A 17865-nucleotide genomic window follows, 5' to 3' on the forward strand; every position below is an offset into this window, starting at 1 on the left:
AAAAAAGGTAATTGATATGAATATCAAGGAAAAGGATTCGGCAATAGAGCGAATTATTAAGCCTTTCATCTCTTTTTGGGAAGGAAGTAATGAACCCTGGTGGGTGAAGAACAGTAAGTCTCAGTTTGTTTATGCGAATAAGAGGATGCGAGATTTCATCGGTTTACCAGCAGGGTATGATTTACTGGGCCGTTATGATGGTGAATTACCCGTCCCTGTCAGTGAATTTGAAAAACCTTTTCAGGCTCACGATCGCATGGTTGAGAAAGTCAAAGATAGAGTGACTTCTATAGGCATCCAACGTTTTGATGGTCACGATTACCTGCAAGCCTGGTATACGGAGAAAGTTCCATTAATGGATGAGGTTGGCAATGTTCTGGGGGTAATCCCTCACTGTCGTCCAGTTGAAGCCATATTTATTACTCGTCTGGCAAAGATAAAGGTCCCAACCTCCCTGGTTTTCACCCCACCTACAGAACTGTTCACCGATAAGGAGTGGGAGATTATTTTCTACACCTGTCAGTCATTTACACCGAAAATGATCGAAGCCGCTATTGGCGTTCCCAACCGTACGGTGGAGGATATCTTATGTCGTATTTATAAAAAATCTGGTGTTGGTAATAAACGAGGCCTGATTGATTACTGTATTGAGCACGGCTTTAATAATTTTATTCCGCAAAGTATTTTCCAAAGCAGTGATTCAATTATGCCATTTGAACAATAGCCTTCTCAAAAGGGGGAGCAAATCACGCTTCCCCATCATATCTTTTCTGCATTTTCACCTTCGCCTTGCGGCGCATCTCATAACGCGTGGGCCAGATCACTTCAGGCTTGATACCCAGCGTCAGCGCAATAATTTTCTCTCCTTTTGGCCACGGTCGCGTTAGGGCATTCGCCAGCGTGCCGCCCGCCAGACCGTATGCACGGGACAGCGAGGCAATAGAGTAGCCTTTAAGACGTATAGCGCATTTTATCTCTTCGCGATGCCAGTCTTCATTAAGCGGTTTTGCTCTGGCAGCGAGGCTGGGGCGGGTGGTGGTCATGTGTCTCTCCTTTTCACATCGTTGGAAAGGGAGTTTTATCATCAGCAGGGGGACGTTGCCACCGTGTAAAGTACGGATCGTAAGGGGCCGTGAGCGGCCCCTGAAAAACGCAATTTAGCTCATCAGGCTGACCTGGGCTGCAACAATCCGCCAGCCGCAGGGTAACCTGACCCAGGTCTGCTGCTGGCGACCTATTCGTTCGCTGCCTTCACGGGTAAACTCGGTGCTGCAGACCGCAAAGTCCTCGCCGTAGCTGGTTATTACGGTGTTCTGTAGCTGGCGGTCTAAGCCGGCAGACGGGCGTGATGCGCGGAACTCTCTGATGGCATCAATACCGTACAGATTCTCCCCGGCCCCCAGGCGCACCGTACGCTCGTCATGCCAGAACAGTTCATCCAGTACCGCAACATTGTTGCTGATTAACGCCTCTTCATAGCGGTAAAACGCGGCGGTGACCTCGGCAAGAATGCCCGGGCGATCGATATATTCACTTTTCATGTTATGACTCCATGCTGGCAGGCGCGGCCTGCGCAATGCCCATCTGCTCAAGCACGCGTGCAGCTCGCAGGCAGGCTTCCTCTTTAAAGGGGGCTGCGATCAACTGTAATCCGATTGGCAGCCCCGAGGAAGTGCGCAGTGGTACGGTGGTGACGGGCAGGCCCAGGAATGAGATCGGCTGCGTCAGCATCCCCATGCTGGCGCGCACCGGCAGATCGCTGCCGTTAATGCGCATGGTTTCCTGACCAATCAGCGTAGCGCTGGTCGGCGTGGCCGGGGCGATCAGCACATCGACCTCGGCAAAGCGTGCCAGCACCTGCTGCTGGAAATGACGGCGGAAGCGCTGGGCCTGCACATACCATGCGGAGGGGATCATCGCCCCGGCCAGCAGGCGCTCGCGCGACAGCGGCTCGAAGCGCTCTGGCGAATGGCGCAGTGCGGGCAGGTAGTGATTGCCGCCCTCGGACGCCGTAATAATAAAAGCCGCCGCGCGCGCCAGTTCGGCTTCCGGCAGCACTATCTCATCATTGACGTTGAGCGCTTTCGCCGCCTGAGCCACCGCCAGCCGTGCATCGTCGTCACACCACTGCTGGAAATAGCCGCCCAGCACGCCGCAGCGCAAGCCTTCCATCCCGCGCTCCAGCAGCGGGGCGACTGGCTGCATGGCTTTCTCCGCCTGGAAACTGTCCTGCGCATCACGCCCCTGAAGCGCATCGTAGACCTGCGTCAGGTCGCTGACGCGGCGCGCAAAGGGGCCGATATGGTCGAGGCTGGCAACAAAAGGATGGCTGCCGCTGCGCGACAGGCGGCCAAAGGTCGGTTTCAGGCCGAAGATGCCGCACAGCGAAGCGGGCACGCGAATCGACCCATTGGTATCGGTGCCGAGAGAAAAGTGGACCACTCCGGCAGCGACGGCGGCGGCAGAACCGCCGGAAGAGCCTCCGGCAATGCGCGTCAGATCGTGCGGGTTATGGGTTGCCCCGTAGTGGCTGTTTTCGGTGGTAAAACCATAGGCGTAAGCATCCATATTGAGCATACCGGAAAGCAGGCCACCGCTGGCGGCCAGCTTGTGGACCGCCCAGGCATCCTGACGCGCCGCCGTGCGGTTGCTGAACAGGCTGGCTCCCGCCAGGGTGCTGTGACCGGCCACGTCGAACAGATTTTTCACGGCATAGGGTACGGCAGCCAGCGCGGGCAGCGGCTGGCCTTCACGCTTCAGACGATCGAGGCGGTCAGCCTCCTGTAACATGCGCTCCTGAGTGACGTGGGTCCAGGCGTTCAGCGCGGGATTATGGCGCTCAATATTTGCCAGCGTCTGGCTGGCGATATCGCGCGCGCTCAGCTCACCCGCCGCCAGCGCGCGTTTCAGTTCTGCAATCGATAAGGACGCCAGATTCATGCTTTATATACCCCCGCCACTTCAAGGCGATCGTCGAGCGGGAACGCCATCAGCGGCGCCGCCATCGCGGCAATGCGGCTAAACTGAGTCAGCAGTTCGGCGCGGCGAGTCTCGTCCAGCTCCAGCGCCAGCACCTGCTCCATCTGTGCCACGTAGGCTGCCCAGTCGGGTGTGTCTTGTTTCATGATCTCTCCCCTGTCTCTTTAAATTTTCAACTCGGTTAAAACCCGGCCGCGCTGCCGTTGCTGCGTGGGTCGAAGGCGCCTTCCAGCATGCCGTTGATGTGGCGCACAATCGCTCCGGCATGGCCGACGGCCTCGCTGAAATCCGCTAACATCTCCACCTCATGCCCCAGCTCGCGCAGCGTGGCAACGATCTCTGCGCTGAAGCGCCCCTCCAGCTTTAACGAATCCGATGCCTGGCCCCAGGTCCGGCCCAGCAGCCAGCGCGGAGCACCGATAGCCTGTTGCAGCGCCATCCCCTGAATCACATGGCGGGTAAAAATCGCCGCCTGAGTTTGCGGCTGGCCGTCCCCGCCCATCGAGCCATACACCATGGTGCGGCCATCCGTCAGGCGCGCCGCCGCCGGATTCAGGGTATGGAAAGGCTGTTTGCCCGGTACCAGCGCCAGCAGATGCTCAGGATCGAGGCTGAAAGAGGCACCGCGGTTCTGCCAGGTGATGCCGGTACCCGGGATCACCACGCCGCTACCGAATTCATGGTAGATGCTCTGAATAAAGCTCACCGCCAGCCCGCTGCTGTCCATCACCCCCATCCACACCGTGTCGCCCGGGCCTTTGCCGGTGCCCCACGGCGCGGCGCGATCCACATCGACGCATGCAGCCAGCTGCTGCAATCGAGCGCTGTCGAGCAGCGCCTGCATCTCTTCCCGCATATGCAGCGGGTCGGTGATGTGCTGGTCGCGCAGGCCAAAGGCCAGCTTAGTGGCTTCGACAATGCGGTGAATGGTTTGCGCTTCGTCAGCATCTGCCATTGCCAGATGGTCGGTAATGCCGAGGATCGCCAGCGAAACCAGGCCCTGAGTGGGCGGCGGCATATTGAATACGTCGCCGTACTGATGGCGGATGCGCAGCGCCCTGCGGCGTTTTGCCTGCTGGCGGTTGAGATCTTCCAGCGTTACCGGCATGCCAAGGCGTGACATCTCGCTGGCAATCTGGCGCGCCAGCGGACCGCGATAGAAGCTCTCCAGCCCGGCTTCTGCCAGGTGGATTAAGGTCGCCGCCAGTTCAGGCTGGGTGAAGCGGCTACCGGGGCGGGGCACTTCGCCATCGGGCAGAAAGGTCGCGGCAAAGCCGGGCTGATTAGCCAGCTCGGCATGTTTACTGGCGGTGGCCGCCGCCTGGGATTCCGTCACTGGAATTCCGTCAGCAGCATAGCGGATGGCATCGGCCAGCAGGCGCGGCAGCGGGCGCTGCTGGCCGCCCAGCTCTTTGGATACCGCCAGCGCTTCCTGCCAGCCGCTGACAGTTCCCGCTACGGTAAGTGCCGATTCAGGACCGCGATGCGGGATGGTGGCGTGGCCGTGGTAGAAATCGATTGAGGCCAGCGAACCGGCGGCACCGCTGGCGTCAATGGCGATCGGCTCGCCGTTTGGCGGCAGGATCAACCAAAAACCATCACCGCCCAAACCGTTCATATGCGGGTAGACCACGGCGATAGTGGCAGCCGCAGCAACCATCGCTTCAATGGCATTGCCGCCTTCGCGTAATACACCCAGTGCGCTTTCTGATGCCAGGTGGTGAGGGGTGACCGCCATACCCAGCGGCGCGATATTGCTTTGATTCATTCCATTCTCGTCGTCCAGATTACTGATAGCTTAATATAAGCAATAGCCGTTCCAGTTTGCCGGATGATGGACGCAGGGAATTGAAAAACTGTCGGTCAGCACCGGTTTTAACAATAAATGTTTAGTGCGCCGCGCTACAGACGGGCACGTTATTTGTATATCATCCAGACCGTGAAACAAAAGTTACAGGGCAGAAGCCATGAAGCAGCTTGATGAACGCCTGCGCAGCCATTACGCACAGCTGTCGCCGCAGGAACAGCGTATCGCCGATTTTGCCTTTGACCATTTCGACGATCTGATCAGCTATAACAGCGCGGAGCTGGCGCGCCTGAGTGGGGTCTCGAAGGCTACGGTCAGCCGCCTGTTTAAGCGCTTGGGCTATGAAAAATATAAGGATATGCGCGACGAGCTGCGTACCCTGCGCCAGAGTGGGATGCCGCTGACCGACAACCGCGATGCAGTGCAGGGCAACACGCTGCTGGCGCGCCACTACAAGCAGGAGATGGCCAACCTCACCCAGTGGGTTAACGCTATCGATACCGGGCAGTTGGGAGAGGTGGTGCAGGCGTTGTCCAACAGTAAACGCATTTTTATCATTGGCTTACGTAACGCGTATCCGGTGGCGTTGCACCTGCGACAGCAGCTGCTTCAGGCCCGCGCTCAGGTGCACTTACTGCCGCAGCCGGGCCAGACGCTTGCCGAGGAGCTGGTGGATCTCACGCCCGACGATCTGGTGGTGGTGATGGCTTTCCGCCGCCGTCCGCGCATCATCCGCCCGCTGCTGCAGCAGCTGCAGCAGAGCGGCATCCCAACGCTGGCGCTGTGCGAGCCGCAGGCGCAGGGCGTCATTGCTCTGGCGCGCTGGCAGCTCTGCGCCCCGCTCGACAGCGTTTCGGCGTTTGACAGCTACGCCGCGGCCAACAGCCTGATCAACCTGCTGGCGAATGCGGTGCTGCATGAACTGTTAAGCGATGGCCGCCAGCGCATTCATCAGATCGCCGACCTCTACAGCCAGCTGGATGAACTGGAACAGCGCTAATGGGGCACTGTTTTGGTGCTTTGCATGATTTTGGGGCGCGCCATCGCGCCCCATTTTATTCCCCATCTCCTGCCTCTGCCCACCTGTTAATCCGCCGTGTCTTCCGTGTTTTTGTTGGCTAATTGCAGGCGAATAAACGCTTTTCCCTCTCCGCTTATCGCTTAAGACCAAAAATTTATGCAGTGTGCCGCGCGCTGGCACATTAGTTGCAAATAAATTCTTTAAGAATCTTTCGTTTCATGATGTATTAACCGGGGAAGTGAAGATGAAAAAAGGTTTACTCGCATTACTGGCTGGCGCCGTGCTGTTCACTCAGACCACCGTGGCGCATGCCGACCAGCTGCAGGATATTGAAAAGCGCGGCGTTATTCGTATCGCCGTGCCGCAGGACTTCCCACCGTTTGGTTCGGTCGGTACCGATTTACAGCCGCAGGGCTACGACATTGATATGGCGAAGTATCTGGCGAAGCAGATGAAACTTAAGTTGCAGCTGGTGCCGGTCACCAGCGCTAACCGCGTTCCCTATCTGCAAACGAATAAGGTGGATTTGGTCATCTCCAGCCTTGGTAAAAACCCGGAGCGCGAGAAAGTGATCGACTTCAGCCGCGCCTATGCGCCGTTCTTCCTGGGCGTATTTGGCCCGAAAGATGGCACGTTGAAAGATGCCGCCGAGCTGAGCGGCAAATCCATCGGTGTGACGCGTGGCGCGGTGGAAGATATGGTGCTGACCGGTATTGCGCCGAAAGACGCTGAGGTGAAGCGTTATGAAGATAACAACACCACGCTCTCCGCTTATCTGTCAGGGCAGGTGCAGTACGTGGCGACCGGTAACCTGGTGGTGGCCGCGATTTCCCGCCAGAACGCCGACAAAGCGCCGGTGGCAAAATTTATGCTGAAAGACTCACCGTGCTTTATTGGCATGAAGAAAGAAGAACCGGCCCTGAAGGCCAAAGTTGATGCGCTGATCGAGCAGGCGATTCAGGACAAAACTCTGAACGGCCTCTCTGAACAGTGGTTGAAAGCACCGCTGCCGGCTGACCTCGGCGCGTAAGGGCAGACTGATGATGGGGCAACTGAATTTTCCTGCACTGTGGCCCTACTGGCCGGAACTGATTTCCGGCCTGTGGGTGACTATCCAGCTTACGGTAATGGCAACGGTAGGCGGCGTGACGCTGGGGATCTTTGGCGCTGCGCTGCGCAGCGGCAAACCGACGGTGCTCAACCGCATTTGGGGTGTCTACGTTGAGCTGATCCGCAACACGCCGTTTGTGGTGCAGCTATTTTTTATCGTGTTTGGCTTGCCCAATCTCGGCCTGAAACTGACGGCGGGCGAAGCCGCACTGCTGGCGATGCTGATTAACCTTGGCGCTTACAGTACGGAAATTATCCGCGCCGGCATTCAGGTGACGCCGAAAGGCCAGTGGGAAGCGGGGCGCGTGCTTGGCCTGAGCCGCACGCAGACCTTTATCCGCATCGTGCTGCCGCCGTCGTTGAAACGCATTTATCCGGCGCTGGTTAGTCAGTGCATTATCGTGATGCTCGGTTCGTCGGTGGTGTCGCAGGTCTCTTATGAAGAGCTGACCTTCGCCGCCAACCTGATCCAGTCGCGCACCTTTTTGAGTTTTGAAGTCTACCTGGTGACCACGCTGATGTATCTGGCGCTGTCGATTGCCATGCGTCAGCTGCTGCTGGCAGCGGGACGGAAATGGTTTGGGGAGCAGCCATAAATGAACACCTTTACCGACTGGGACATTCTGCGCAACCTGCTGCTGGCGGCGCGCTGGACTATCGCGCTGTCATTAACCGCCTTTTTCGGCGGCACGCTGGTGGCGCTGCCGCTGGTGCTGGTGCGCCTCGGCGGGCGCGTCTGGCCTAACCGTTTCATCCGTGGCTATATTGAGCTGTTCCAGGGCACGCCGCTGCTGATGCAGCTGTTCCTCGCCTTTTTCGGCGTGGCGCTGTTCGGCATCGATGTGTCGCCGTGGACCGCCGCCTCGCTGGCCCTGACCTTTTACACCAGCGCCTTTTTGGTGGATATCTGGCACGGCAGCATCAAAGCGCTGCCAAAGGGGCAGTGGGAAGCCAGCCGCTGCCTGGGGTTAAGCTTCGGTCAGACGCTGCTGCGCGTGGTGCTGCCGCAGGCGCTGCGCATCGGGCTGGCCCCGACCGTGGGCTTTGCCGTGCAGGTGGTGAAAGGCACCGCGCTGGCTTCGATAATCGGCTTTATCGAACTGACCAAGGCGGGCACCATTCTGAATAACGTCACCTATCAACCGTTTAAAGTCTTCGGGCTGGTAGCGCTGGGCTACTTCCTGATGTGTTATCCGCTGTCGCGCTACAGCCAGTATCTGGAGAAGAAATTCAATGCCGCTCATCACCATTAATCAGGTGCAAAAATATTATGGCGACAACCACGTACTGAAAGGCGTGGATCTCGACATCGAAATGGGTGAAGTGATCTCGATTATCGGCCGCAGCGGCTCGGGGAAAAGTACCCTGCTGCGCTGCGTCAACGGTCTGGAAGGCTATCAGGAAGGCAGCATCAAACTCGGCGGCATGACCATCACCGACCGCGATTCCCAGGCGCGTGACATCAGCCGCTCAATCGGCATGGTGTTCCAGAACTTCAATCTGTTCCCGCATATGACCGCGCTGGAAAACGTGATGCTGGCGCCGCGCCGGGTACTGAAAAAAAGCGAAGCCGAGTGCCGCCTGCTGGCTACCCAGATGCTGGAAAAAGTCGGCCTCGCTGACCGTGTCGATTACTACCCGGCCAACCTTTCCGGCGGCCAGCAGCAGCGCGTGGCGATTGCCCGCGCGCTGGCGATGTCGCCGAAAGTGCTGTTATGTGATGAAATCACCTCGGCGCTCGACCCGGAGCTGGTGGGTGAGGTGCTGAAAGTGCTGGAGCAGCTGGCACAAGAGGGCATGACGCTGATTCTGGTGACGCACGAAATGAACTTTGCCCGTGAAGTGGGTGACCGCGTGGTGTTTATGCACCAGGGGCGCGTCTGGGAGCAGGGCGACAGCAAAACGGTGTTCTCCAACCCGCAAACTAATGAACTTAAACAATTTATCTCCTCGGTGCGCGGTCTTTAGGCTACTTTGTTTGCCATTTTGCACCTGGGCAGTGCTCAGAATCCTCACGTACTACGTGTACGCTCCGGTTCTTGCGCGCTGTCCGTGTGCAAACTGCCTGCACCAGTAACGCCCAAAGCGTTATCTACATATAGGAATCGATGATGGATTTATCTAAATTTAGCCAGATCAACCCGCCGCAGCGCCTGCTGATGGGGCCGGGACCGATTAACGCCGACCCGCGCGTGCTGCGCGCCATGTCCAGCCAGCTGCTGGGCCAGTACGATCCGGCGATGACGCAGTATATGAACGAAGTGATGGCGCTGTACCGTGGCGTGTTCCGCAGCGAAAACCGCTGGACGATGCTGATCGACGGTACCTCGCGCGCCGGGATTGAAGCAATCCTGCTGTCGGCGATCCGCCCTGGCGATAAGGTGCTGGTGCCGGTGTTTGGCCGCTTTGGCCACCTGCTGTGTGAGATCGCCCGCCGCTGCCGTGCGGAAGTGCACACCATTGAAGTGCCGTGGGGCGAAGTGTTCACCCCGGACCAGATTGAAGATGCGATCAAAAAAGTGCAGCCGCGCCTGCTGCTGACGGTCCAGGGCGATACCTCCACCACCATGCTGCAGCCGCTGGAAGAGTTGGGCGCCATCTGTAAAAAATATGGCGTGCTGTTCTACACCGATGCCACCGCCTCGCTGGCCGGTAACGCGCTGGAAACCGATGCCTGGGGGCTGGATGCCGTCTCTGCCGGGATGCAGAAATGCCTTTGCGGGCCGTCCGGCACCTCGCCCATTACCCTTAGCCCGGCGATGGAAGAAGCGATCCGCAAGCGCAAATGCGTGGAAGAGGGGATCCGCACCGACGCCCATCAGGACGGCGTTGACGAGATGATCTACTCCAACTATTTCGATCTCGGCATGATCATGGATTACTGGGGGCCGGAGCGCCTGAACCATCACACCGAAGCCACTTCTGCGCTGTTTGGCGCGCGCGAGTGCGCCCGCCTGATCCTCGAAGAGGGGCTGGATAACGGCATCGCCCGCCACAAGCTGCACGGTGACGCGCTGTTAAAAGGTATTCAGGGCATGGGGCTGGAAACCTTCGGCAACCTGCAGCACAAGATGAATAATGTGCTCGGCGTGATGATCCCGCAGGGCGTCAACGGCGACCAGGTGCGCAAGCTGATGCTGGAAGATTTCGGTATTGAGATCGGCACCTCATTTGGCCCGCTGATTGGCAAAGTGTGGCGCATCGGCACCATGGGCTATAACGCCCGTAAAGACTGCGTGATGCAGACCCTGAGCGCGCTGGAATCGGTGCTGACCCACCTTGGTTTCCGTACTCCCCAGGGCGCTGCCATGCAGGCCGCCTGGGATCACTACAGCGGGAGCCGCTAATGAACGCCTGCCTGATGAATGCCCCGGCGGCAGCGATTGCCGCCGAGCGCGTTATGTCCCGCTGCGATGCGCTGGCTGAAATCAGTGAAACCCCGGAATACCTCACCCGCGTCTATCTGTCGCCGGAGCATCTGCGCGCCAACGCGCTGGTCGGCAAGTGGATGAAGGCAGCGGGCATGCAGGTGTGGCAGGACAGCGTCGGCAATATCTGCGGCCGCTATGAAGGGCAGGAGACGGGCGCTAAAGCGCTGCTGCTCGGCTCACACCTGGATACCGTGCGCAATGCCGGGCGCTACGACGGCATGCTCGGCGTGCTGACGGCGATTGAGACCGTGCAGTATCTGCACGATCGCGGTGAGCGCCTGCCGTTAGCCATTGAGATTATCGGCTTCGCCGACGAAGAGGGCACGCGCTTCGGCATCACCCTGCTCGGCAGCCGTGGCCTGACCGGGACCTGGCCGGAAAGCTGGGTTACGCATCCGGACGGTAACAGCATTACCGTCGGCCAGGCGATGCGCGATATCGGCCTCAATCCCGATCGCATCTGGCAGGCCGCGCGCGACGCGGAAGATTTCGTCGCCTATCTCGAACTGCATATCGAGCAGGGGCCATGTCTTGAGCAAGAGCAGCTGGCGCTGGGGGTGGTGACGGCGATTAACGGCGCACGCCGCCTTAACTGCCGCTTTACCGGCGAAGCCGGGCACGCCGGGACGGTGCCGATGAGCCATCGCAAAGATGCGCTGGCCGCTGCAGCCGAATGGATGGTGTTTATCGAACAGTGCCCGCCGCAGCACAACCCGCAGCTGGTGGCGACGGTCGGCACACTGCAGTGCCATCCGGGGGCGGTGAACGTCATTCCCGGTGAGGTGGCGCTGACGCTTGATGTGCGCGGCCCGGAAGACCAGGCGCTGAGTGAGCTGCTCTCCGAGCTGCTTACCCAGGGTGAAGCCATTGCCCTGCGCCGTGGCCTGAGCTTCAGTGCCGAAGAGTATTACCAGATCCCGGCAACGCGCTGTGATGATGCTTTGCAGGCCGCGTTAACCCAGGCGGTCAACAGCGTGCAGGGGCGCAGCCTGTCACTGCCGAGCGGTGCAGGTCACGATGCCATCGCCATCGCCGAGCGCTGGCCGGTGGGCATGCTCTTTGTGCGCTGCGACCGTGGCATCAGTCATCATCCGGCAGAGTCGGTGACCACGCAAGATGTGGCGCAGGCGGTGCAGGCCTATGTACAGGCGGTGAATGCGCTGGCCTGTAGCCAGTCAGCGTAGGGTCGAGGCGTGCCGCGACCGCCATAACGGAGGCGAATGATGAAGTTAACAGAGTTCAACCAGGCCAGCGCCGCCGCTGCCCGGCACAGTATTGCACACTGCGTGGCGCTGCCAGACTGGTCCGCCGCGCTGGTGAATGGGCGGCCGTACTCGTCGCTTGATGAGCTGCTGGCCGGGGGCGAGCTGCTGGCGCAGGAGTGGGATGGCGCCGCACTCAATCAGGCGCTCTCAGCGCACCCGCGCATCGGCGAGCGTGCGGCAGGCGGCGGGAAAGAAGCCGCGATGTCCGGCAGCGAGCAGAGCCAGGTCAACAGCGCGGATGCCCGGCTGGCAGAGGCATTACGCGCGGGGAATGCGGCCTATGAACAGCGCTTTGGCCGGGTGTTCCTGATCCGTGCCAAAGGGCGCAGCGGTGAGCAGATCCTCGCCGAGCTGCAGCGCCGCCTGAACAACAATGCAGAGCAGGAGGAGCGCGAAGCCCTTGCCCAGCTGAGTGAAATTACCCTTTTACGACTGCAGGAGGCGTTTCAGTGAGCACCATTACCACACATATCCTGGATACCGCGCTGGGCAAACCGGCGGCAGGGGTGACCATCGCCCTTGAACAGCAGGGCAGCGAAGGCTGGCAGCCGCTGGCCAGTGGCGTCACCAATGGTGATGGCCGCCTCAGCGACCTGACTCCGCAGCCGCTGGCGCCGGGCCACTACCGCCTGACGGCAGAGATTGGTGACTATTTTGCCGCCGGCGGGCGTGAAACCCTGTACGTCAATGCGCAGATCAATTTCGTGATTGCCGCCACCGGCAGCCATTACCACTTACCCTTTGTGATCACCCCGTGGTCGTGGTCCACCTACCGCGGTAGTTAAATCCCGGGCGAGGCAAGCCATCGCCCCTACAACGTCTGTCAGGACGTGTTTTTCGTAGGGGGCAGGCATGCCTGACCCGTCTTACAGCAAATACAAAAGGCACTATTATGAGCGTCAGGCCAGAAGATACGCGTTATCCGGCAGGCAAGGCTTTTGCCTGGGGTTTACAACATGTTCTCACCATGTACGGCGGCATTATTGCGCCGCCGCTGATTATCGGCGCCGCTGCCGGGCTGAACGCCGCACAGCTGGGCGTGCTGGTGACGGCTGCACTGTTCGTCAGCGGCTGCGCCACGCTGCTGCAGGCGCTGGGCGTGCCGGGCTTCGGTTCGCGCCTGCCGCTGGTACAGGGGGTCTCCTTTGCCGGTGTGGCGACGATGGTGACGCTGGTGACCGGTGGCGGTGGGCTGCCGGTGGTGTTTGGCGCGGTGATCGCCTCCTCGCTGATCGGCCTGCTCATCGCCCCGCTGTTTGCTCACATCATCCGCTTCTTCCCCCCGGTGGTGACCGGGACCGTCATTACGGCGATCGGCCTGTCGCTGATGCCGGTGGCGGCCCGCTGGGCGATGGGCGGAAATCCGCAGAGCGCAGGCTGGGGTTCGACCAACAATATCGGGCTGGCGGCGGTGACGCTGGTCATGGTGCTGCTGCTTAACCGCGTCGGCAATGCGGCGGTTAAACGGCTGGCGGTGCTGCTGGCCATGGCGGCAGGCACCGGCATTGCGCTGTTTACCGGCCAGGCCGATTTCAGTCGGGTGGCGCAGGGCGACTGGCTGGCGCTGCCGGGAATACTCAGCTTCGGCATGCCGGTGTTTGACCTGGCGGCGATAGTGTCGATGACGCTGATTGTGCTGGTGCTGCTAACGGAAACCACGGCGGGGCTGATCGCCATTGGCGAGATTGTCGGCACGGATGTGGACGGCAAGCGCATCGCTCGCGGCCTGCGTGCCGATATGCTGACCAGCGCGCTGGCACCGCTGTTCAACTCCTTCCCGCAGAGTGCCTTTGCGCAAAATATCGGGCTGGTGGCAATGACCGGGGTGAAAAGTCGCTTTGTCGTTGCGGCGGGCGGGGTGATCCTGGTGCTGCTCGGCTTCTTTCCGCTGCTGGGTAGGGTGGTGGCGGCGATACCGCTGCCGGTGCTGGGTGGGGCAGGCGTGGTGCTGTTTGGTACCGTGGCGGCCAGCGGGATTCGTACGCTGGCGAAGGTGGACTACAAGGACAATATGAACCTGGTGATTGTTGCCACCTCGATTGCCTTTGGCATGATCCCGATTGTGATGCCGTCGTTCTACGACCAGTTCCCCGGCTGGGTACGTACCCTTTTCCATTCAGGCATCAGCGCCGCATGCCTGGTATCGGTCACATTGAACCTGCTGTTTAACCGGGTGGTACTGGAACGACCGGAAAAAACGGTCGTCCCCTATAAAACCTGAACTAGAAACTAAAGCTGTCCGCATCGCGCCATGCCGGGAACGTCTCACGGTATTCGCGCACCTTCTCCAGCGACAGATCGGCATCGAGCCGCGCTGGCTGATGCGGTTCACCGGCAGCGAGTATCTCACCCAGCGGGCTGATAATCCGGCTGTCCCCGCTGTACTGATGACCGTTGCCGTCCGTGCCGACGCGGTTACAGCCGGCAACATACGCCTGATTCTCAATCGCCCGCGCCTGCAACAGCGCCTGCCAGTGCAGCGCGCGCGGTGCCGGCCAGTTAGCGACGTAGAGCGCCAGGTCATAATCGTTCTGATTACGCGAGAAGACCGGGAAGCGCAGGTCGTAACACACCTGTGGCAGAATGCGCCAGCCGCGCCACTCGATAACTTCACGCCGCTCGCCCGCCAGGTAGTGCTGGTGCTCGCCCGCCATGCGGAACAGATGACGCTTGTCGTAGTGATGCACCGTACCGTTTGGCTCGACCAGTAAAAAGCGGTTAACCGCGCCTTTTTCCGTCTGCAGTGCGGCGCTGCCCGCCACCATCGCGTGGGCCGCTTTGGCTTTGGCCTGCAGCCAGCTCACCACCTGCGCTTCCGGCAGCGAGCTTTTCGCCGCCTCCATCGCAAAACCGGTGGTAAACATCTCCGGCAGGATAATCAGGTCACGGCCGTCGATTCCGGCCAGCAGTTCGTCGAAAAAGCGCAGGTTGGCTGCGCCGTCCATCCACTCCAGCGGTTGCTGAAGTACGGTAATTTTCAAAGTTGACACAGGCGCTCCGCAGCAGCATCCAGCGTGGCTTCCTGTTTAGCGAAGCACAGGCGGATCAGTTTATGGGGGAAGGCGTCGGCGCAGAATACCGACAGGGGAATTGCCGCGACGCCCACTTCTTTTGTCAGCCACTGGCAGAATGCCACATCGTCGAGATCGGAGATAGCGCTGTAGTCTGCCAGCAGGAAGTAGGTGCCCTCGCACGGCAGGATCTCAAAGCGGCTGGTCGCCAGCGCCTGCACGAAGCGATCGCGACGCGCGCGGTAGAATGCCGACAGCTCGCGGTAGTGCTGCGGCTCCTGCTCCAGCATATCGGCAATCGCCAGCTGTGCCGGGGTGTTCACCGAAAAGGTCAGATACTGATGCACCTTGCGCACTTCCGCACTTAACGCCGCCGGAGCCACGCAGTAGCCGACTTTCCAGCCGGTCATATGGAAGGTTTTGCCAAATGAGGAGACCGCAATCGCCCGCGCGCGCAGCTGCGGATGCGCCAGCACGCTGGCATGGCCGTGCTGATCAAAACAGATATGCTCGTACACTTCATCGCTCAGCACGTAGATTTCCCGCTGCGCAATAGCCTGCCACAGCGCGGCAAAATCCGCTCGCTGCCAGACGGTGGCCGACGGGTTGTGCGGCGTGTTGAGGATCACCAGCCGGGTTTTATCCGACAGCAGGGCCGTGAACTGCGCCCAGTCAACGCGAAAGCCCGGCGGCTGCAGCGCAATGCGCTTCATTACGCCGCCTGCCAGCGTCACTGCCGGGGCATAACTGTCGTAGCTAGGGTCAAAACAGATCACTTCATCGCCCGGGCGCACCAGCGCGGTGATGGCAGCAAACAGAGCTTCGGTCGCGCCGGAGGTGACGGTAATTTCGCTATTGGCGTCCGGCTGGTAGCCGTACAGCTCGGCGGTTTTTTTCGCAATCGCCTCGCGCAGCGGGGCAACGCCAGTCATTGGCGCATACTGGTTCGCCCCCTGGCTGACGTGGTGGGCCAGGCGCTGCTGCAGATATTGCGGGCCGTCAAAATCGGGGAATCCCTGCGACAGATTAATGGCGTTGTGCTGCTGCGCCAGCGCGCTCATCTGCGTGAATATAGTGGTGCCCAGCGCGGGCAGCTTGCTCTCTGGGGTGAACGACGTCTGGCTCATGGATCTCAACCCTTACAGTGCGGTTTTATGATGTTGGACTCCGAATATAACACGGTGATAGTATTTGGCAATCAAGACGCTTAGACGTCTATAACCATCCTTATCATCTTTCACACTAAGGAAAGAGATGACGCAAAGCTCTCAGTTAGATCAATTAGTTGCTGCCTGTCACTGGATTGGCGCGCGCGGCTGGGCGCCCGCCACCGGGGGCAATATGTCTGTGCGCCAGGATGCGCAGCACTGCCTGCTGAGTGAGTCGGGCAAAGACAAAGGCAGCCTGACGCGTGACGACTTTATCCAGGTAGAGATCGCCACTAATCACGTACCGTCCGGGCGCAAACCCTCGGCGGAAACCGGGCTGCATACCTTAATCTATCGCCTGTTCCCGCAGGCAGGCGCGGTGCTGCATACGCATACGGTGAACTCCACCGTGCTGTCGCGCGTGGAGAAAGGCGCGGCGCTGGCGCTGCAGGGCTACGAGATGCAGAAAACCCTCGCCGGGCAGAGTTCGCACCTCGACTGCGTGCCGATTGCCCTGTTCGACAACGATCAGGATATCGACGGGCTGGCGCAGCGCATTGAGCAGTTCGCCGCCACCACGCCGCTGCGCTACGGCTTCCTGCTGCGCGGCCACGGGCTGACCTGCTGGGGCAAAGACGTGAATGAAGCGCGTCGACATCTTGAAGGGCTGGAGTTTTTGTTCCAGTGTGAATTACAACGCCGCGTACTGGAGAGAACATGATCCGCGCCATCATCACCGATATTGAAGGCACCACCAGCGATATTCGCTTTGTGCACAACGTGTTATTCCCCTTCGCGCGTGAAAACCTGCCCGGCTTTATCGCCGCCAACCAGCATCAGCCAGCCGTGGCGCAGGCGCTTGACGATCTGCGAGCCGAAGTGGATCGGCCGCAGGCCAGCAGCGAAGAGCTGGTGGAGGTGCTGTTCGGTTTTATGGATCAGGATCGTAAATCCACCGCGCTGAAAGCATTGCAGGGCATGATCTGGCGTGCCGGCTATGAGAACGGCAGCTTTACCGGCCATCTGTATGACGATGTATTGCCCGCCTTAAAACGCTGGCAGCAGCAGGGTATCGCGCTGTATGTTTATTCATCCGGATCCGTAGCAGCGCAGAAATTGTTATTTGGCTACAGCGACGCGGGTGATATCACTGGACTGTTCAGCGGCTATTTTGATACCCACGTCGGCGCCAAGCGCGAGGTGCAGTCGTACCGCAATATCGCCAGCCAGATCGGGCTGCCGCCGCAGGAATTGCTGTTTTTATCCGATATTCATCAGGAGCTGGATGCCGCACAGGAAGCGGGCTGGAATACCGTGCAGTTAATACGCGGCGCACATGACAGCGAGAGCCGTCATCGTCAGGTCGCCGGTTTTGATCAGATTAACCAGGAACTGTAAAACTCATGAGCGCACTGACTATTTTTACCGAAACCGAAGCCACCACCCCGGTCTGGCACAGCACCGAGGCGGCAGAGATTGCGCAAAAGCTCAATGCCAAAGAAGTACGCTTTGAGCGCTGGGAAGCCGACCGCGATCTGGGTGAAAACCCGGATGCCGATACGGTGATCGAGGCGTATCAGCACGCGATCGATCGGCTGGTGGCAGAGAAGGGCTATCAGAGCTGGGATGTGATCAGCATGCGCGCGGATAATCCGCAGAAAGAGGTGCTGCGCAGCAAGTTTCTCTCTGAGCACACTCACGGTGAAGATGAAGTGCGTTTTTTTGTCGAGGGCGCGGGGCTGTTCTGCCTGCATCTCGACGGGCATATCTACCAGATCCTGTGCGAGAAGAACGATCTGATCTCGGTTCCCGCAGGCACGCCGCACTGGTTTGATATGGGATCGTCGCCGAACTTTACCGCGATCCGAATTTTTGATAATCAGGAAGGTTGGATCGCGAAGTTCACCGGTGACAATATTGCAGATGCCTATCCGCGCTTACCTTAATACGGGTGGTTGATGCGGGCTGCCCCGTAACTGCTGCGGGCGGACCGAAAAAGAGGGTCCGCCCCTACAAAACCGTAGGGGTCGACCTTTTTTCCGGTCGACCCGAGTTGATGATTTGCAGTATTGCAATGGAGACCTTTTTTCCGG

At 59.6% G+C, this 17865-nt stretch carries 21 protein-coding genes; 14 read left to right on the forward strand and 7 right to left on the reverse strand.

The window, feature by feature from the left end; translation table 11 throughout:
* Window positions 1-16: 16 nt before the first annotated feature.
* On the forward strand, window positions 17-724 hold the full coding sequence (locus J2Y91_RS12845) for a helix-turn-helix transcriptional regulator (protein WP_133624374.1): 708 nt from the start codon (window positions 17-19) through the stop codon (window positions 722-724).
* Window positions 725-746: 22 nt separating this feature from the next.
* On the opposite strand, the gene J2Y91_RS12850 is transcribed toward J2Y91_RS12845, so the two are convergent.
* From J2Y91_RS12850 to J2Y91_RS12870, 5 genes are all read right to left on the reverse strand, one after another.
* A complete protein-coding gene (locus J2Y91_RS12850; protein WP_133624372.1) occupies window positions 747-1043 on the reverse strand; it encodes a helix-turn-helix domain-containing protein in 297 nt (98 codons plus the stop codon).
* 114 nt (window positions 1044-1157) lie between these two features.
* Complete coding sequence (hpxZ, locus tag J2Y91_RS12855) at window positions 1158-1541, reverse strand: oxalurate catabolism protein HpxZ (RefSeq protein ID WP_048917068.1); 384 nt, start codon at window positions 1539-1541, stop codon at window positions 1158-1160.
* Between the two features lies 1 nt (window position 1542).
* Entirely contained in the window at window positions 1543-2940 is a 1398-nt protein-coding gene (locus J2Y91_RS12860; RefSeq protein ID WP_133624370.1) for an AtzE family amidohydrolase, read from the reverse strand.
* Window positions 2937-3125 (reverse strand): oxalurate catabolism protein HpxX, encoded by a 189-nt coding sequence (gene hpxX, locus J2Y91_RS12865; RefSeq protein WP_048917066.1) that lies wholly within the window; start codon window positions 3123-3125, stop codon window positions 2937-2939. Before hpxX ends, J2Y91_RS12860 begins: the two co-directional genes overlap by 4 nt.
* Window positions 3126-3160: 35 nt before the next feature.
* A complete protein-coding gene (locus J2Y91_RS12870) occupies window positions 3161-4747 on the reverse strand; it encodes a gamma-glutamyltransferase family protein (RefSeq protein WP_133624368.1) in 1587 nt (528 codons plus the stop codon).
* A 199-nt stretch (window positions 4748-4946) separates the two neighbouring features.
* On the opposite strand from J2Y91_RS12870, the gene hpxU reads away from it, so the two are divergent.
* The 10 genes from hpxU to J2Y91_RS12920 all read left to right on the forward strand — a co-directional run bounded on the left by hpxU (window position 4947) and on the right by J2Y91_RS12920 (window position 13834).
* Complete coding sequence (gene hpxU, locus J2Y91_RS12875) at window positions 4947-5786, forward strand: MurR/RpiR family transcriptional regulator HpxU (protein ID WP_048917064.1); 840 nt, start codon at window positions 4947-4949, stop codon at window positions 5784-5786.
* A gap of 265 nt (window positions 5787-6051) precedes the next feature.
* Complete coding sequence (locus tag J2Y91_RS12880; RefSeq protein ID WP_133624366.1) at window positions 6052-6837, forward strand: transporter substrate-binding domain-containing protein; 786 nt, start codon at window positions 6052-6054, stop codon at window positions 6835-6837.
* A 10-nt stretch (window positions 6838-6847) separates the two neighbouring features.
* Complete coding sequence (locus J2Y91_RS12885; protein WP_133624364.1) at window positions 6848-7513, forward strand: amino acid ABC transporter permease; 666 nt, start codon at window positions 6848-6850, stop codon at window positions 7511-7513.
* The gene (locus J2Y91_RS12890) at window positions 7514-8170 is read left to right on the forward strand and encodes an amino acid ABC transporter permease (RefSeq protein ID WP_048917061.1); all 657 of its coding nucleotides are present in this window, start codon (window positions 7514-7516) and stop codon (window positions 8168-8170) included.
* The gene (locus J2Y91_RS12895) at window positions 8151-8885 is read left to right on the forward strand and encodes an amino acid ABC transporter ATP-binding protein (RefSeq protein ID WP_133624362.1); all 735 of its coding nucleotides are present in this window, start codon (window positions 8151-8153) and stop codon (window positions 8883-8885) included. The genes J2Y91_RS12890 and J2Y91_RS12895 overlap by 20 nt, the downstream gene beginning before the upstream one ends.
* 143 nt (window positions 8886-9028) lie before the next feature.
* Window positions 9029-10264, forward strand: coding sequence for a pyridoxal-phosphate-dependent aminotransferase family protein (locus J2Y91_RS12900; RefSeq protein WP_133625114.1), 1236 nt, complete (start codon window positions 9029-9031; stop codon window positions 10262-10264).
* A complete protein-coding gene (gene hpxK / locus J2Y91_RS12905) occupies window positions 10264-11532 on the forward strand; it encodes an allantoate amidohydrolase (protein ID WP_133624360.1) in 1269 nt (422 codons plus the stop codon). Before J2Y91_RS12900 ends, hpxK begins: the two co-directional genes overlap by 1 nt.
* Before the next feature lie 39 nt (window positions 11533-11571).
* Window positions 11572-12066 carry a 2-oxo-4-hydroxy-4-carboxy-5-ureidoimidazoline decarboxylase gene (gene uraD, locus J2Y91_RS12910; RefSeq protein WP_133625113.1) on the forward strand — a complete coding sequence of 165 codons (495 nt, stop codon included), beginning with the start codon at window positions 11572-11574 and terminating at the stop codon, window positions 12064-12066.
* The gene (gene uraH / locus J2Y91_RS12915) at window positions 12063-12398 is read left to right on the forward strand and encodes a hydroxyisourate hydrolase (protein ID WP_048917056.1); all 336 of its coding nucleotides are present in this window, start codon (window positions 12063-12065) and stop codon (window positions 12396-12398) included. Before uraD ends, uraH begins: the two co-directional genes overlap by 4 nt.
* A gap of 107 nt (window positions 12399-12505) precedes the next feature.
* Window positions 12506-13834 (forward strand): nucleobase:cation symporter-2 family protein, encoded by a 1329-nt coding sequence (locus tag J2Y91_RS12920; RefSeq protein ID WP_133624358.1) that lies wholly within the window; start codon window positions 12506-12508, stop codon window positions 13832-13834.
* A gap of 1 nt (window position 13835) precedes the next feature.
* Here the strand turns inward: J2Y91_RS12920 and J2Y91_RS12925 are convergent, their stop codons facing one another.
* Window positions 13836-14603, reverse strand: coding sequence for an amidohydrolase (locus J2Y91_RS12925; RefSeq protein WP_133624356.1), 768 nt, complete (start codon window positions 14601-14603; stop codon window positions 13836-13838).
* Window positions 14591-15751: a pyridoxal phosphate-dependent aminotransferase gene (locus tag J2Y91_RS12930; protein ID WP_133624354.1), complete on the reverse strand. Its 1161-nt coding sequence runs from the start codon at window positions 15749-15751 to the stop codon at window positions 14591-14593. Before J2Y91_RS12930 ends, J2Y91_RS12925 begins: the two co-directional genes overlap by 13 nt.
* 127 nt (window positions 15752-15878) lie before the next feature.
* Between J2Y91_RS12930 and J2Y91_RS12935 the strand changes: the two genes are divergently transcribed.
* Genes J2Y91_RS12935 through J2Y91_RS12945 form a run of 3 tightly spaced genes read left to right on the forward strand, consistent with a single transcriptional unit; the run spans window position 15879 to window position 17718 of the window.
* Window positions 15879-16493, forward strand: coding sequence for a methylthioribulose 1-phosphate dehydratase (locus J2Y91_RS12935; RefSeq protein WP_133624352.1), 615 nt, complete (start codon window positions 15879-15881; stop codon window positions 16491-16493).
* Window positions 16490-17170 (forward strand): acireductone synthase, encoded by a 681-nt coding sequence (mtnC, locus tag J2Y91_RS12940; protein ID WP_133624350.1) that lies wholly within the window; start codon window positions 16490-16492, stop codon window positions 17168-17170. Before J2Y91_RS12935 ends, mtnC begins: the two co-directional genes overlap by 4 nt.
* A 5-nt stretch (window positions 17171-17175) precedes the next feature.
* Window positions 17176-17718 carry a 1,2-dihydroxy-3-keto-5-methylthiopentene dioxygenase gene (locus tag J2Y91_RS12945; RefSeq protein WP_133624348.1) on the forward strand — a complete coding sequence of 181 codons (543 nt, stop codon included), beginning with the start codon at window positions 17176-17178 and terminating at the stop codon, window positions 17716-17718.
* The last annotated feature ends 147 nt before the right edge of the window (window positions 17719-17865 follow it).

Origin of the sequence: Erwinia aphidicola, from assembly GCF_024169515.1 — a bacterium.
Classification (GTDB): domain Bacteria; phylum Pseudomonadota; class Gammaproteobacteria; order Enterobacterales; family Enterobacteriaceae; genus Erwinia; species Erwinia aphidicola.

Bases quoted from the DNA above. Each gene is read 5' to 3' on its own strand.
- J2Y91_RS12870 (WP_133624368.1), bottom strand. From the start codon at position 4,747: ATGAATCAAAGCAATATCGCGCCGCTGGGTATGGCGGTCACCCCTCAC.
- J2Y91_RS12920 (WP_133624358.1), top strand. From the start codon at position 12,506: ATGAGCGTCAGGCCAGAAGATACGCGTTATCCGGCAGGCAAGGCTTTT.
- J2Y91_RS12890 (WP_048917061.1), top strand. From the start codon at position 7,514: ATGAACACCTTTACCGACTGGGACATTCTGCGCAACCTGCTGCTGGCG.
- J2Y91_RS12930 (WP_133624354.1), bottom strand. From the start codon at position 15,751: ATGAGCCAGACGTCGTTCACCCCAGAGAGCAAGCTGCCCGCGCTGGGC.
- J2Y91_RS12845 (WP_133624374.1), top strand. From the start codon at position 17: ATGAATATCAAGGAAAAGGATTCGGCAATAGAGCGAATTATTAAGCCT.
- J2Y91_RS12945 (WP_133624348.1), top strand. From the start codon at position 17,176: ATGAGCGCACTGACTATTTTTACCGAAACCGAAGCCACCACCCCGGTC.
- J2Y91_RS12880 (WP_133624366.1), top strand. From the start codon at position 6,052: ATGAAAAAAGGTTTACTCGCATTACTGGCTGGCGCCGTGCTGTTCACT.
- J2Y91_RS12860 (WP_133624370.1), bottom strand. From the start codon at position 2,940: ATGAATCTGGCGTCCTTATCGATTGCAGAACTGAAACGCGCGCTGGCG.
- uraD (WP_133625113.1), top strand. From the start codon at position 11,572: ATGAAGTTAACAGAGTTCAACCAGGCCAGCGCCGCCGCTGCCCGGCAC.
- J2Y91_RS12935 (WP_133624352.1), top strand. From the start codon at position 15,879: ATGACGCAAAGCTCTCAGTTAGATCAATTAGTTGCTGCCTGTCACTGG.
- hpxZ (WP_048917068.1), bottom strand. From the start codon at position 1,541: ATGAAAAGTGAATATATCGATCGCCCGGGCATTCTTGCCGAGGTCACC.
- hpxK (WP_133624360.1), top strand. From the start codon at position 10,264: ATGAACGCCTGCCTGATGAATGCCCCGGCGGCAGCGATTGCCGCCGAG.
- hpxX (WP_048917066.1), bottom strand. From the start codon at position 3,125: ATGAAACAAGACACACCCGACTGGGCAGCCTACGTGGCACAGATGGAG.
- hpxU (WP_048917064.1), top strand. From the start codon at position 4,947: ATGAAGCAGCTTGATGAACGCCTGCGCAGCCATTACGCACAGCTGTCG.
- J2Y91_RS12900 (WP_133625114.1), top strand. From the start codon at position 9,029: ATGGATTTATCTAAATTTAGCCAGATCAACCCGCCGCAGCGCCTGCTG.
- J2Y91_RS12850 (WP_133624372.1), bottom strand. From the start codon at position 1,043: ATGACCACCACCCGCCCCAGCCTCGCTGCCAGAGCAAAACCGCTTAAT.
- J2Y91_RS12895 (WP_133624362.1), top strand. From the start codon at position 8,151: ATGCCGCTCATCACCATTAATCAGGTGCAAAAATATTATGGCGACAAC.
- J2Y91_RS12885 (WP_133624364.1), top strand. From the start codon at position 6,848: ATGATGGGGCAACTGAATTTTCCTGCACTGTGGCCCTACTGGCCGGAA.
- mtnC (WP_133624350.1), top strand. From the start codon at position 16,490: ATGATCCGCGCCATCATCACCGATATTGAAGGCACCACCAGCGATATT.